The following is a 12,648-nucleotide window of genomic DNA, read 5'->3' on the forward strand; positions in this document are numbered from 1 at the left end:
CGGAACGGAGGCTTCCTGACATGGGCGCCTATGTCCTGCGGAGACTTCTGCTGATGATCCCGACGATTCTCGGGATCATGGCGATTTCCTTCACCGTCATCCAGTTCGCGCCCGGCGGACCGGTCGAGCAGGTCATCGCGCAGCTGACCGGCCAGGGCGGCGACGCAACCGAGCGCATCTCCGGCGGCGGCGGCGATCTCGGCAACCAGCAGGATCTCGGCTCGACCGTCGAGGGCGGTTCCGACGTCAATTCGAAATATCGCGGCGCGCAGGGTCTCGATCCGCGCTTCATCGCGGACCTGGAAAAGCAGTTCGGGTTCGACAAGCCGCCGATGGAACGCTTCGGCATGATGCTGTGGAACTATGCGCGCTTCGATTTCGGCGAGAGCTATTTCCGCCACATCTCGGTGATCGACCTGATCAAGGAGAAAATGCCGGTATCGATCTCGCTCGGCATCTGGATCACGCTGCTGTCCTACGGAATCTCGATCCCGCTCGGCATCCGCAAGGCGGTCAAGGACGGGTCGCATTTCGACATGTGGACCAGCGCGGTGGTCATCGTCGCCTACGCCATCCCGGGTTTCCTGTTCGCGATCCTGCTGATCGTGCTGTTTGCGGGCGGCTCGTTTTTCGACTGGTTTCCGTTGCGCGGTCTCGTCTCCGACAACTGGCGGCAACTTTCCTGGCCGGCGCTAATCGTCGACTATTTCTGGCACATCACGCTGCCGCTGCTGGCGCTGGTGCTGTCGGCTTTCGCGACCTCGACGCTTTTGACGAAGAACTCGTTCCTCGACGAAATCCGCAAGCAATATGTGGTCACCGCGCGCGCCAAGGGCCTGAACGAGCGCCAGGTGTTGTATGGCCACGTGTTCCGCAACGCGATGCTGATCATCATCGCCGGTTTCCCGGGCGCGTTCATCTCGTCGTTCTTCACCGGCTCGCTGCTGATCGAGACGATCTTCTCGCTCGACGGCCTCGGCCTGCTCGGCTTCACCTCGGTGATCAACCGCGATTATCCGGTGGTCTTCGCAACGCTCTACATCTTCTCGCTGATGGGACTGCTGGTCGGGCTCCTGTCCGACCTGATCTACACCTGGGTCGACCCGCGCATCGATTTCGAGCGGAGGGACGTGTGACGATGGACCAGTCCGCCACGCTGACCGGGACAACCGTCGCGCAACCGCGCCGCCGGCCGTTCCTGTCACCGCTCAACCAGCGGCGCTGGAAGAATTTCAAGGCGAACCGGCGCGGCTACTGGTCGCTGTGGGTGTTCCTGTTCCTGTTCATCCTGTCGATGTTCGCCGAGTTCATCGCCAACGACAAGCCGATCGTCGCCGTCTACAAGGACCAGATCCTGACGCCGATCTTCCACACCTATTCGGAAAAGGTGCTGTTCCCGGACGATCCGCTCGCCCTGCCGCGCATCGATTTCACCGATTCCTTCATCCAGGACGAGATCAACGCCCATGGCTGGATGCTGTGGCCGCCGATCCGCTTCTCCTACAGGACAGTCAACAAGGAGGTGCCGACAGCGGCGCCGTCGAAGCCGGCCTTCCTGTTCGACAGCCGCGAGGAACTGTGCGCGCGCTATCCGATGGGGGCGCAGGATCCGAATTGCGTCGCCGGCAATTTCAACTGGCTCGGCACGGACGACCAGGCGCGCGACGTGCTCGCCCGGCTGATCTACGGCTTCCGCATCTCGGTGCTGTTCGGCCTGATCCTGACGGCGCTGTCGGCCGTCGTCGGCGTCACCTTCGGCGCGATCCAGGGCTTCTTCGGCGGCTGGACCGACCTGATCGGCCAGCGCGTCATCGAGATCTGGTCGTCGATGCCGGTGCTCTACCTGCTGCTGATCATCGCGGCGATCCTGCCGCCGGGTTTCTGGATCCTGCTCGGCATCATGTTGCTGTTCTCGTGGGTGAGCTTCGTCGGCATCGTGCGCGCCGAATTCCTGCGCGCGCGCAACTTCGAATATGTCAACGCGGCCCGCGCACTGGGCGTGCCCAACCGCACGATCATGTTCCGCCACCTGCTGCCCAATGCCATGATCTCGACGCTGACCTTCCTGCCCTTCATCCTGAACGGCTCGATCACCACTCTGACCTCGCTCGATTTCCTCGGTTTCGGCCTGCCGCCGGGATCGGCCTCGCTCGGCGAGCTGATCCTGCAGGGCAAGAACAATCTGCAGGCGCCGTGGCTCGGATTTTCCGGCTTCATCGTCATTTCGGTGATGCTGTCGCTCCTGATCTTCATCGGCGAGGCGACGCGCGACGCCTTCGACCCGCGAAAGACCTTCGGATGACCGGGACGCCTCTCCTTTCCGTGCGCGACCTGTCGGTCGCCTTCACCCAGGGCGGCGAGACGACGCTGGCCGTCGACCGGATTTCCTTCGACATCGCCGACGGCGAGACGGTGGCGCTGGTCGGCGAATCCGGGTCGGGCAAATCCGTCTCCGCGCTGTCGGTCCTCAAGCTGCTGCAATATCCGGCGGCGAGCCATCCCTCCGGAAAAATCGATTTCCTCGGCAAGGATCTTCTCGCCGCGAAGGAGGCGGACCTGCGCAAGATGCGCGGCAACCAGATCGCAATGATCTTCCAGGAGCCGATGACCTCGCTCAACCCACTGCACACGGTCGAGCGGCAGATCGGCGAAATCCTCAGGCTGCACGGCGCCCGCGAAGCCGTCATTCCCGAACGCACGCTGGACCTGCTCGACCAGGTCGGCATCCGCGACGCGGCCAAGCGCCTGAAAGCCTATCCGCACCAATTGTCGGGCGGGCAGCGCCAGCGCGTGATGATCGCCATGGCGCTCTCCAACAAGCCGAAGCTGCTGATCGCCGACGAGCCGACCACAGCGCTCGACGTGACGGTGCAGGCGCAGATCCTGCAACTGCTCGACGACCTGAAGCGCGAAGAGCAGATGTCGATGCTGTTCATCACGCACGACCTCGGCATCGTCCGCCGGATCGCCGACCGGGTCTGCGTGATGACGAACGGGAAAATAGTCGAGACCGGCCGCACCGAGGACATTTTCGCCAATCCGCAGCACGATTATACCAAGCACCTGCTCGCCGCCGAGCCGAAGGGCCGGCCGATCCTGCTCAACGACAATGCCGCCGAAATCCTGAAGGCGGACGGCATGAAAGTGTGGTTTCCGATCCGCAAGGGGCTGCTGCGCAAGACGGTCGACAACGTCAAGGCGGTCGACGGCGTCGACGTGAGTGTGCGGGCCGGCCAGACGCTCGGCATTGTCGGCGAATCCGGGTCCGGCAAGACGACGCTCGGCCTCGCGCTCACCCGGCTGATCTCGTCGGAAGGGCGCATCGTCTTCGACGGCAGGAACATCGACGCCTTTTCCTTCGAGGCGATGCGGCCGCTCCGGCGCGAGATCCAGGTCGTCTTCCAGGATCCGTTCGGCAGCCTGAGCCCGCGCATGTCCGTCGACGAAATCGTCGCCGAAGGGCTTGCCGTGCACGAGCCGAAGCTGACGCGCGAGGAGCGCGACACCCGCGTTGTGGAAGCGCTGCACGAAGTCGGACTCGATCCGGACACCCGCTTCCGCTATCCGCACGAATTTTCCGGCGGCCAGCGCCAGCGCATCGCCATCGCGCGCGCCATGGTGCTGAAGCCGAAATTCGTGATGCTGGACGAACCGACATCGGCGCTCGACATGAGCGTGCAGGCACAGGTGGTCGATCTCCTGCGCGACTTGCAGCGCAGGCACGACCTCGCCTATCTGTTCATCAGCCACGATTTGAAGGTGGTGCGGGCGCTGGCCAACGAGGTGATGGTGATGCGCAATGGCAAGGTCGTCGAGTTCGGCCGGTCGGAACAGATTTTCGACGATCCGAAGACCGACTATACAAAGGCGCTGATGGCCGCGGCCTTCGATATCGAGGTCGCACCGGCCGGCGTCGTCAACGAGTAGAGTTATGGCACAAAAGGGCAAGATCCTTCTTTCCGTCACCGGGTTCGATCCCGCCATCTGGCGCACGGCGCTGGAAAAGGCGGCGCCGGACCGCGCAATCGTCGAGGAACCGTCCGGCCCGAACGATCCCGGCATCGACTACGCGGTCGTCTGGAAGCAACGGCCGGGCGTGCTGAACGGCCTGCCGAACCTGAAGGCGATCTTTTCCATCGGAGCCGGCGTCGACCACATCTTCGCGGAAGGCGATATGCCGGACGTGCCGATCGTACGCATCGTCGCCGACGACCTGACCGAACGGATGAGCGAATATGTCGTCTGGCAGGTGCTCGACCATCACCGCAAGGGGATGCTCTACCGCGACCAGCAGGCACGCAAGGTGTGGAACGAAAGCAAGATGCAGCCGGCGGCGCGCGACGTGACCGTCGGCATTCTCGGTTACGGCAATCTTGGCCGCGACGCGGGCCGGAAGCTGAGGGCGCTCGGCTTCAAGGTCATCGGCTGGAGCCGGACGGCGAAGACCGGCGAGGCGATCGACACCTTTGCCGGCGACAACGGGTTGAACCAGTTCCTGGCGCTGGCCGATATCGTCGTTTGCCTGCTGCCGCTGACGCCGGCGACGCACGGCATCCTGGCGGCGCCGTTCTTCGCCAGGATGAAGGCGCGCGGCCCGCTCGGCGCGCCGATCCTGATCAATGCCGGGCGCGGCGGACTGCAGAACGAGGCCGATATCCTCGCGGCGCTGGAAAGCCGCAAGCTCGGGGCCGTGTCGCTCGACGTGTTCGAGAGCGAACCGCTGCCCGGGGACAGCCCGCTGTGGACGCATCCGCGGGTGACGATCACGCCGCACGCGGCGGCGGCCTCGATGCCGGAGGCGCTGATTCCGCCGATGGTCGAACAGATGGACGCGCACGACCGCGGCGAACCGCTGAAGAACCTGGTCGACCGCGACGCGGGTTACTAAGGCCGGCGCACCGACGTGGGCATTCCGTAAAGCGGCTCGATGCGCTCGACCGCCTCGGCGAGCGGCTCGAGCGCGACCGACATGGTGCGGCCGTTGGCGTGCAGCAGGGCGCGATCGTCGACCATGATACCGACATGACCCTTCCAGAAGACGAGATCGCCGCGCTGCAGTGACGAGAAGTCGCCGCCGGTTTCGTGCGATTCGCCGATCGTCGCTTCCTGCATGTCGCTGTCGCGGAGTACATCGATGCCGGCCATGAACATCGACAATTGCACCAGCCCGGAACAGTCGATGCCAAACCCCGACGCGCCGCCCCACAGATAAGGCGTGTGCAGGAACCGTTCGGCGACAGACACGTAATCCGCGGCCTGTTCGGTGGCGGGCGCAACGTGAATGGCGGGCACGGCGCTTCCATCGGCAAGAACCGCATAGCGCGTCCCGCGGCGCTCCTCCTCGCTTGCAACGGCCAGTTGCGATCCCATCGACAGGGTCGTGAGCGGCGGCTTCTTCAGTTCCGGTTCCGGGAAGAGGAAGGTACGCGGGGCGACAATGCGATGCGTCGGTTCGGGCGCCGGATCAAGGGACAGCGCTTCCATGGCGGAAAAGCCGACATAGGAGTCGCGCTCACCCTGCAGCCAGGCCCAGCCGTCCTTCACCTCGAAGATAAGCACGCGATCGCCGAAAAGGAACTGCGTGTCGAGACCGGCATCGTGCGACGGCGCGGTTCGGATGCCGGCCACGGGAGCGGTGACGACACCCGTCCGGGCCTCGACAAATGTCTCCGCCTCGACCCTACCCCGCAGCCGCTTGTCGGCGATATCCGGGCGCATCGCGTTCAGCCGGCGATCGAGCGTCAAAGCGGCAGCTCCCGCGCCTTGGCAATGATCACGTCGGCGAACCGCTCAAGATAGAGCGCGCCTTCGACGGTGCGCGAAATGATGACGTTGCGCTTGTCGCGCGGATCGCGGTGGCGGGTCACCAGCTTGCGCGCGCCCATGGCGTCGAGCGCGCGGGTGATGACCGGCTTGGTGACGTTGAGCTTGGCGGCAAGCCCGCGCACCGTATGCGGCGGCGGCTCGAGATAGATCGAGAGCAGGATCGCCATCTGGCGCGAGGTCAGGTCCGGCGCATCGTCACGCACCTCGGAAAGTGCGACCTGGTGCCACAAGGCCAATGCCTGGCTTGGGCGCAAGCGAATAGACATGAACCGCTCATGCGTTCGTTTCGGTTCCGGCACAATATCCGCCATCCCTTAACAAACGCAATAAGGAGGCGGTTAACGGGCCTCAGGCGGCAACGCCGTAGCGTTGCCTGAGCGCAACCAGGAGCGCGCGGATCGCCTGCGCCTCGCCGCCGACGGGCGAATGCGGCTTGGCCGATGCGTTCCAGGCAAAGATGTCGAAATGCGCCCAGCTCTTGGCATTGCTGACGAAGCGCTGCAGGAACAGCGCGGCCGTGACCGACCCGGCCATGCCGTCGCTGGTGACATTGCAGAGATCGGCGACCTGCGAATTCAGACCTTTCGTGTAGGGCGCCCAGAGCGGCATGCGCCAGAGCGGATCGTGCTCGAGCAGAGAGGCGGCGGCCAGCGCATCGGCGAAGGCGTCGTCGGTCGTATAGAAGGGCGGCACGTCCGGCCCGAGCGCGACGCGCGCGGCGCCCGTCAGCGTCGCCATGTCGATCAGGAGATCCGGCTTTTCCTCATCGGCAAACGCCAGCGCATCGGCGAGCACCAGCCGCCCCTCGGCATCGGTGTTGCCGATCTCGACCGTCAGGCCCTTGCGGCTCGGGAAGATGTCGCCCGGCCGGAAGGCATTGCCGGCAATGGCGTTTTCCACTGCCGGGATCAGCACGCGCAGGCGCACGTCCAGCTTCATGTCGACGATCAGCCCGGCAAGGGCGAGAACGTTCGCCGCGCCGCCCATGTCCTTCTTCATGTTGCGCATGCCGCTGGCGGGCTTGATGTCGAGGCCGCCGGTATCGAAGGCAACGCCCTTGCCAACCAGTGTCAGCCGTGGCGCGCCGCGCTTTCCCCAACGCATGTCGATGAGGCGCGGTGGCGAGACGGACGCCTGCCCGACGGCGTGGATGAGCGGGAAGTTCTGCTTCAGCAGATCGGCGCCCTTGATAACCTTGACCGCCATCTTGCGCGGTTTGGCGAGGCTGCGGGCCGCCGCCTCGATCCCTTCGGGGCCGAGGTCGTTGGCCGGCGTGTTGACGAGATCGCGGGCGAGCCAGACGGCTTGCGCCAGGGCCCCGATCTCCGCCCGGTCAAGGCCGTCATCAAGGATCAGGCGCGGCCGGTCGCCCGGTGGCCTGCGGTAACGGCTGAACCGGTAGGCGCCGAACAGGAAACCGAGCGTGGCAAGACGCAGGTCGGTTTCGCGCGCATCCTCGAAATACCAGTCGCCGCCGGGCAGCTTTCCGGCCAGCGCGCCCGCTGCGAGCGGGTCATCGGCGTCGCCGAGCCCGAGCACGGCGCCAGCGATTTCGCCAGCGTCCTCGCCGGGTAGCAGGAGCACGTCGCCCGCGCCGGCCTTGAAACGTGTTTCGCGGACCCATCTGGCGGCCGCTTTGCCATAGGCCGTCTCGTCCTTCAGGCCGTCCGCGCGGACAAGCCAGACAGGTCGCGCCGCCTTGGTGCGGCGGCTTGTCGGCGTCAATACATCATCGAGCATCATTTCTTCCAAATCACGCGCAGCGCCATTTTGGCGGGCGCCCCGTTAACCAACATTAACCATCCGTTAGGGTTAACAGAATATTGCTTTCTGCAAGAGATTCATCGCCATCAATGCGGCGTCATCCACCGGAACGAACGCCGCGAGGGAGCTCCACATGGTGCGAACCGCAAGCAAGACCGCAACGATATCCTCAGCCAAGCGGAGATCGGCACGGCCGGCGCTTCGCGCGCTCGCCATCCTCCTCGCGGCCTCCACGGTCACCGCCTGCGCCAGTCGGGGCCTTACAACCGGCTCGATCGGCTCGCCGGCGCAAAAACCGGTCGAACAGATGACCGCGGTCGAGCTCGATCAGGCGCTGAGTTCCTATTCGAAAATCTACGAGCGCAATCCGAAGGACAAGACCGTCGCCATGGCGTTCGCCTCGATCCTGAGGATGAACGACCGCAACGACCAGGCGCTGGCCGTGATGCGCAAGGCCGCCATCGATTACCCGAACGACAAGCAGGTGCTCGCCGCCTACGGCAAGGCGCTCGCAAGCGCCGGCCAGTTCAACCAGGCGCTCGACGCGCTTCAGCGCGCACAGGATCCGACCCAGCCGGACTGGCGCCTGATCTCGGCGGAAGGCGCGATCTACGACCAGACCAACCGCTCCGACGAAGCCCGCCAGCTTTACCGGAAGGCGCTCGAACTGCGCCCGGACGAGCCGTCTATCCTGTCCAATCTCGGCATGAGCTACGTGCTGGAAGGCAATCTGAGCCAAGCCGAAACCTATCTGCGCCAAGCCGTTCAGCAACCGGCGGCCGACAGCCGCGTGCGCCAGAACCTGGCGCTCGTCGTCGGGCTTCAGGGACGTTTCGACGAAGCCGACCAGATCGCGCGGCGCGAATTGTCGCCGCAGCAGGCCGAGGCGAATGTCGCCTATCTGCGCAACATGCTGTCGCAGCAGAACGCCTGGAACCTGATCAAGCAGGAAGACAAGGCCAAGAAAGCCAAGCAATAGCGTCTTTCGCGACCCCTTCTCCCGCTGGACACCCCGCTTCTACCGTCTTCCGAAATCCGTGATACGATCCGCGATCCCCGCCGGTCACCGGCCGGGCGGCAACGAGGGGATTGTCATGGCAGCGCTCAATCCGGAAAATCCGGTCTTCGTCACCTATGCGATCGCGGCCGCACTGATGGTGCTGAAGGTCATGGGGCAGGGCTGGATGACCGTCTACCGGATGATGAAGAGCGATTCCGGGCTGGCGAGCCCGGAGGACCTGCAGGCCGGCCCGCTCAACAGGACCCCCCGGCCCGGCCAACTCGAACTCAACGACTATGTGGACCGGTCGCGGCGCATGCACCGCAACGATCTTGAAAACATTCCGGCCTTCTGGGCCGCAGGCCTGGTCTTCGTGACCGTCGAGCCGCCACTTCTCCTTGCCCAGACCCTGATGTACGGCTTTGTTCTCGCCCGCCTCGCCCACGCGGTCGCCTACATAACCAAGCAGATGCACGAGGTGCGCGCGACCTTCTACACGATCGGCTCCCTCGCCGTGATCGTGATGGCACTCTACGTTTTGGCGGCGATCATCTTCTAGCCCGTGCAGATGCCGGCGGGCTGCACCAGCCAAACAAAAAGGCGGCCAAAAAGACCGCCTTTTCATGTTGCTCGCGGCTTTTCGCAGCGGTCAGAAGATGCCGCCGCGAGCGGAGATCTGGATGCCGGCGGGTCCAAGGATGACGCCGAAGAGAACCGGCAGGAAGAACAGAATCATCGGCACCGTCAGCTTCGGTGGCAGTGCCGCCGCCTTCTTCTCGGCCTCGTTCATGCGCTGGTCGCGGCTTTCGGCGGCCAGCACGCGCAGTGCCTGGCCGACGGGCGTACCGTAGCGTTCCGCCTGGACAAGCGCCTGGGAGACCGACTTCACGCTTTCGAGCCCGGTGCGGTTGGCCATGTTCTCATAGGCCATGCGCCGTTCCTGCAGGAAGGACAGTTCTGCGCCGACGAGCACGAGTTCCTCGGCAAGCGGCACCGACTGGGTGCCGATTTCCTCGGAGACCTTGCGAAAGGCCGCCTCGACCGACATGCCAGATTCCACGCAGATCAGCATCAGGTCGAGCGCGTCCGGCCAGGCCTTCTTGATCGACGCCTTGCGTTTGCCCGCCTTGTTGGAAACGTAGATGTTCGGCGAGTAGAAGCCGAGATAGGCAAAACCGACACAGGCGAGAATGCGGATCGCCGTCGGCTGCTCTATCAGGGCGCGGAATACAAAGACATAGACCAGCGCGACAACGAAGAAGACAACCGGCAGGACGAGGCGCATGAACAGGAAGACGTTCAGCGGTTGCTGGCCGCGAAAGCCTGCCGCGCGCATCTTGTCGATGGTCGCCTGATCTGCGAGAGCCTTCTTCAGATCGAGCCGCTCGACGATGCGGCGCACGCCGCCCTGCTTGGCCTCCATGCGCAGCGAACCGCGATTCTGCTGCTTTTCGGCGGCAAGACGCGCCCGTTCGCGCGCGCGGATTTCGTCGCGTTCGGTGGCGACCGTCTTCATGCGCGCCTTCAACTCGTTGCCACCGAGCATCGGCGTCAAAACGGTGAACAGCGTGGCGAAGACGCTCACCGCGACGAGGATCGCGACGACGAATTGCTGCGATGTGAGCAGATTTACGAGATCGTCACTCATTGCCTAGACCTCGAAGTTGATCATCTGGCGCATCACGAAGACGCCGATCGACATCCATACGGCGGAGACGCCGAGGATCAGGAAACCGGTATTGGTCGTGAACAGCAGCATGATGTAGGCCGGGCTGGTCAGATAGACGAGCACGGTCACGATGAAGGGAAGCGCCGCGATGATCGCGGCCGAGGCCTTGGCTTCCATGGACATGGCATTGACCTTGGCCTTCATCTTCTTGCGGTCACGCAGCACGCGCGACAGGTTGCCGAGCGCCTCCGCGAGGTTGCCGCCGGCCTTGGCCTGGATCTGGATGACGATAGCGAAGAAGTTGGCTTCGGGGATCGGCATCGACTGATACATGCGGCCGCAGGCTTCCGGAGTCGACAAACCGAGCTGCTGTGCCTCGATGATGCGACGGAATTCCGATTTGACCGGCTCGCGGGCCTCGCTGGCGATCAGGCGCAGGCCGTCATTGAGCGGCAGGCCGGATTTGATGGCGCGCACGATCACATCGATCGCATTGGGAAATTCGTTGAGAAACGCCTTCATGCGCCGCTTGCGAATGAAGCTGACGGCCCAGCGCGGCACGCCGAAAGCACCGGCGAACAGAATGCCGATGAGATAGATCGGCGGCACACCCATGATGAAGGCCATCGCGGACAGCGCAACGCCGCAGATCAGCGAGTACATGTAGAAGGTCTGCATCTCGATCTTCAGGCCGGCCTGCATCAGCATCTTCTTCAGCGACGGGTGCGCGGCGTCGCGCACGCGGTCCTTGTTACGCTCGTCGAGTTCGCTCAGCGAATCCTGGATCTGCTTCTTGCGCTTGGCGCCTTCGGACGCGCGGTCGATCGCGGCACGGCGCGAGGCGCTGTCAGTCGACTGCGACTTGATACTCGACAGACGGCGGTTCTGGTTCTGCTCGTTCTCGATCGTGGTGAAGAACAACGCGTAAAGCACGCCGCCGACGCCAAGGCCGGCAAGCACGACGAATGCAACAACACTGGCCGGAAAACCAAAGATCATCATGACTGACTTCCGATCTCTATCTGGCCCGTTACGGTCACGCTACCACGACCTCCATCGCATCGAGAGCCGCAGCGAGACGTTGCTCCTCGTTGAAGTAGCGCGCGCGATCCCACATCGCCGGCCTGCCGACGCCGGTCGACCGGTGCCGGCCGATGATCTTGCCGGACGCATCCTCGCCCTCCATGTCGTAGAGCATGAGGTCCTGGGTGATGATGACGTCGCCTTCCATGCCGATCACCTCGGTGATGTGGGTGATGCGGCGCGAGCCGTCGCGAAGGCGGGCGGCCTGGACGATGACGTCGACGGAGCCGACGATAATCTCGCGCACCGTCTTCTGCGGCAGGGTGAAGCCGCCCATCGCGATCATCGATTCCATACGGCTGAGGCATTCGCGCGGGGTGTTGGCGTGGATGGTGCCCATCGATCCGTCGTGGCCGGTGTTCATGGCCTGCAGCAGGTCGAACACCTCCGGGCCGCGCACCTCGCCGACGACGATGCGTTCAGGACGCATGCGCAGGCAGTTCTTGACCAGATCGCGCATGGTGATCTCGCCCTCGCCTTCCAGGTTCGGCGGACGGGTTTCAAGGCGCACCACGTGCGGCTGCTGCAGTTGCAGCTCGGCCGAGTCCTCGCAGGTGATGATGCGCTCGTCGGTATCGATATAATGCGTCAGGCAGTTGAGCAGCGTCGTCTTGCCCGAGCCGGTACCGCCAGAGATGACGACGTTGCAGCGCACGCGTCCGATGATCTGCAGCAGCGTCGCCCCTTCCGGCGAAATCGAACCAAAATTGACGAGCTGATCGAGCGTCAGCTTGTCTTTCTTGAACTTTCGAATGGTCAGGGCAGTGCCGTCGATGGCGAGCGGCGGTGCGATAACGTTGACGCGCGAACCGTCGGGTAGGCGCGCGTCACAGATCGGGCTCGATTCGTCGACGCGGCGGCCGACCTGGCTGACGATGCGCTGGCAGATGTTCAACAGCTGCTGGTTGTCGCGAAAGCGGATGCCCGCGTCCACAACCTTGCCGCTGACTTCGATATAGGCGTTGTCAGCGCCATTGATCATGATATCGGCGATGTCGTCGCGGGCGAGCAGCGGCTCGAGCGGCCCGTAACCGAGAACGTCATTGCAGATATCCTCGAGCAATTCCTCCTGCTCGGAGATCGACATCGCGAAATTTTTGATCGCGATGATGTCGTTGACGATATCGCGGATTTCCTCGCGCGCGCTGTCGGCGTCGAGTTTGGCGAGCTGTGACAGGTCGATCGTTTCGATCAGCGCCGAAAACACCTGCATCTTGGTGTCGTAGTAGACGTCGTTGCGCTGCGTCTTGGCACGCGGCTTGTCGATCGGCATATCACGCGACGGCGGCGGCGCCTGAGGCGTGGG

The 12,648-nt window shown here is 64.0% G+C and carries 12 protein-coding genes; 6 read left to right on the forward strand and 6 right to left on the reverse strand.

From position 1 onward, the window contains the following. Window positions 1-20: 20 nt before the first annotated feature. The 4 genes from IG169_RS18965 to IG169_RS18980 are packed head-to-tail and all read left to right on the forward strand — an operon-like array spanning window position 21 to window position 4,888. Window positions 21-1,136: a microcin C ABC transporter permease YejB gene (locus tag IG169_RS18965; protein WP_193177827.1), complete on the forward strand. Its 1,116-nt coding sequence runs from the start codon at window positions 21-23 to the stop codon at window positions 1,134-1,136. A 2-nt stretch (window positions 1,137-1,138) separates the two neighbouring features. Further along, window positions 1,139-2,302 (forward strand): ABC transporter permease, encoded by a 1,164-nt coding sequence (locus IG169_RS18970; RefSeq protein WP_193177828.1) that lies wholly within the window; start codon window positions 1,139-1,141, stop codon window positions 2,300-2,302. Beyond that, window positions 2,299-3,927 carry an ABC transporter ATP-binding protein gene (locus tag IG169_RS18975; protein WP_193177829.1) on the forward strand — a complete coding sequence of 543 codons (1,629 nt, stop codon included), beginning with the start codon at window positions 2,299-2,301 and terminating at the stop codon, window positions 3,925-3,927. Before IG169_RS18970 ends, IG169_RS18975 begins: the two co-directional genes overlap by 4 nt. Before the next feature lie 4 nt (window positions 3,928-3,931). Continuing rightward, window positions 3,932-4,888 (forward strand): 2-hydroxyacid dehydrogenase, encoded by a 957-nt coding sequence (locus IG169_RS18980; protein WP_193177830.1) that lies wholly within the window; start codon window positions 3,932-3,934, stop codon window positions 4,886-4,888. On the opposite strand, the gene IG169_RS18985 is transcribed toward IG169_RS18980, so the two are convergent. The 3 genes from IG169_RS18985 to IG169_RS18995 form a co-directional block, all read right to left on the reverse strand. Beyond that, window positions 4,885-5,718: a C40 family peptidase gene (locus tag IG169_RS18985; RefSeq protein WP_193177841.1), complete on the reverse strand. Its 834-nt coding sequence runs from the start codon at window positions 5,716-5,718 to the stop codon at window positions 4,885-4,887. The two genes, IG169_RS18980 and IG169_RS18985, sit on opposite strands and share 4 nt — an antisense overlap. 23 nt (window positions 5,719-5,741) lie before the next feature. After that, window positions 5,742-6,092, reverse strand: a complete 351-nt coding sequence (locus tag IG169_RS18990; protein ID WP_193177831.1) for a MarR family transcriptional regulator — start codon at window positions 6,090-6,092, stop codon at window positions 5,742-5,744. A gap of 82 nt (window positions 6,093-6,174) precedes the next feature. Then, entirely contained in the window at window positions 6,175-7,566 is a 1,392-nt protein-coding gene (locus tag IG169_RS18995) for a leucyl aminopeptidase family protein (RefSeq protein WP_193177842.1), read from the reverse strand. A 157-nt stretch (window positions 7,567-7,723) separates the two neighbouring features. On the opposite strand from IG169_RS18995, the gene IG169_RS19000 reads away from it, so the two are divergent. Beyond that, complete coding sequence (locus IG169_RS19000) at window positions 7,724-8,569, forward strand: tetratricopeptide repeat protein (RefSeq protein WP_193177832.1); 846 nt, start codon at window positions 7,724-7,726, stop codon at window positions 8,567-8,569. Window positions 8,570-8,684: 115 nt separating this feature from the next. After that, window positions 8,685-9,149: an MAPEG family protein gene (locus IG169_RS19005; RefSeq protein WP_193177833.1), complete on the forward strand. Its 465-nt coding sequence runs from the start codon at window positions 8,685-8,687 to the stop codon at window positions 9,147-9,149. Between the two features lie 90 nt (window positions 9,150-9,239). Here the strand turns inward: IG169_RS19005 and IG169_RS19010 are convergent, their stop codons facing one another. The 3 genes from IG169_RS19010 to IG169_RS19020 form a co-directional block, all read right to left on the reverse strand. Further along, window positions 9,240-10,238 carry a type II secretion system F family protein gene (locus IG169_RS19010; RefSeq protein ID WP_193177834.1) on the reverse strand — a complete coding sequence of 333 codons (999 nt, stop codon included), beginning with the start codon at window positions 10,236-10,238 and terminating at the stop codon, window positions 9,240-9,242. Between the two features lie 3 nt (window positions 10,239-10,241). Continuing rightward, the gene (locus tag IG169_RS19015) at window positions 10,242-11,255 is read right to left on the reverse strand and encodes a type II secretion system F family protein (protein ID WP_193177843.1); all 1,014 of its coding nucleotides are present in this window, start codon (window positions 11,253-11,255) and stop codon (window positions 10,242-10,244) included. Between the two features lie 40 nt (window positions 11,256-11,295). Further along, window positions 11,296-12,648, reverse strand: a 1,353-nt coding sequence (locus IG169_RS19020) for a TadA family conjugal transfer-associated ATPase (protein ID WP_210326101.1), incomplete at its 5' end; no start/stop codon positions are given.

The sequence above is a fragment of the Oricola nitratireducens genome, from assembly GCF_014904745.1.
In the GTDB taxonomy this organism is placed as follows: domain Bacteria; phylum Pseudomonadota; class Alphaproteobacteria; order Rhizobiales; family Rhizobiaceae; genus Oricola; species Oricola nitratireducens.

Bases quoted from the DNA above. Each gene is read 5' to 3' on its own strand.
- IG169_RS18965 (WP_193177827.1), top strand. From the start codon at position 21: ATGGGCGCCTATGTCCTGCGGAGACTTCTGCTGATGATCCCGACGATT.
- IG169_RS18970 (WP_193177828.1), top strand. From the start codon at position 1,139: ATGGACCAGTCCGCCACGCTGACCGGGACAACCGTCGCGCAACCGCGC.
- IG169_RS18975 (WP_193177829.1), top strand. From the start codon at position 2,299: ATGACCGGGACGCCTCTCCTTTCCGTGCGCGACCTGTCGGTCGCCTTC.
- IG169_RS18980 (WP_193177830.1), top strand. From the start codon at position 3,932: ATGGCACAAAAGGGCAAGATCCTTCTTTCCGTCACCGGGTTCGATCCC.
- IG169_RS18985 (WP_193177841.1), bottom strand. From the start codon at position 5,718: ATGCGCCCGGATATCGCCGACAAGCGGCTGCGGGGTAGGGTCGAGGCG.
- IG169_RS18990 (WP_193177831.1), bottom strand. From the start codon at position 6,092: ATGTCTATTCGCTTGCGCCCAAGCCAGGCATTGGCCTTGTGGCACCAG.
- IG169_RS18995 (WP_193177842.1), bottom strand. From the start codon at position 7,566: ATGCTCGATGATGTATTGACGCCGACAAGCCGCCGCACCAAGGCGGCG.
- IG169_RS19000 (WP_193177832.1), top strand. From the start codon at position 7,724: ATGGTGCGAACCGCAAGCAAGACCGCAACGATATCCTCAGCCAAGCGG.
- IG169_RS19005 (WP_193177833.1), top strand. From the start codon at position 8,685: ATGGCAGCGCTCAATCCGGAAAATCCGGTCTTCGTCACCTATGCGATC.
- IG169_RS19010 (WP_193177834.1), bottom strand. From the start codon at position 10,238: ATGAGTGACGATCTCGTAAATCTGCTCACATCGCAGCAATTCGTCGTC.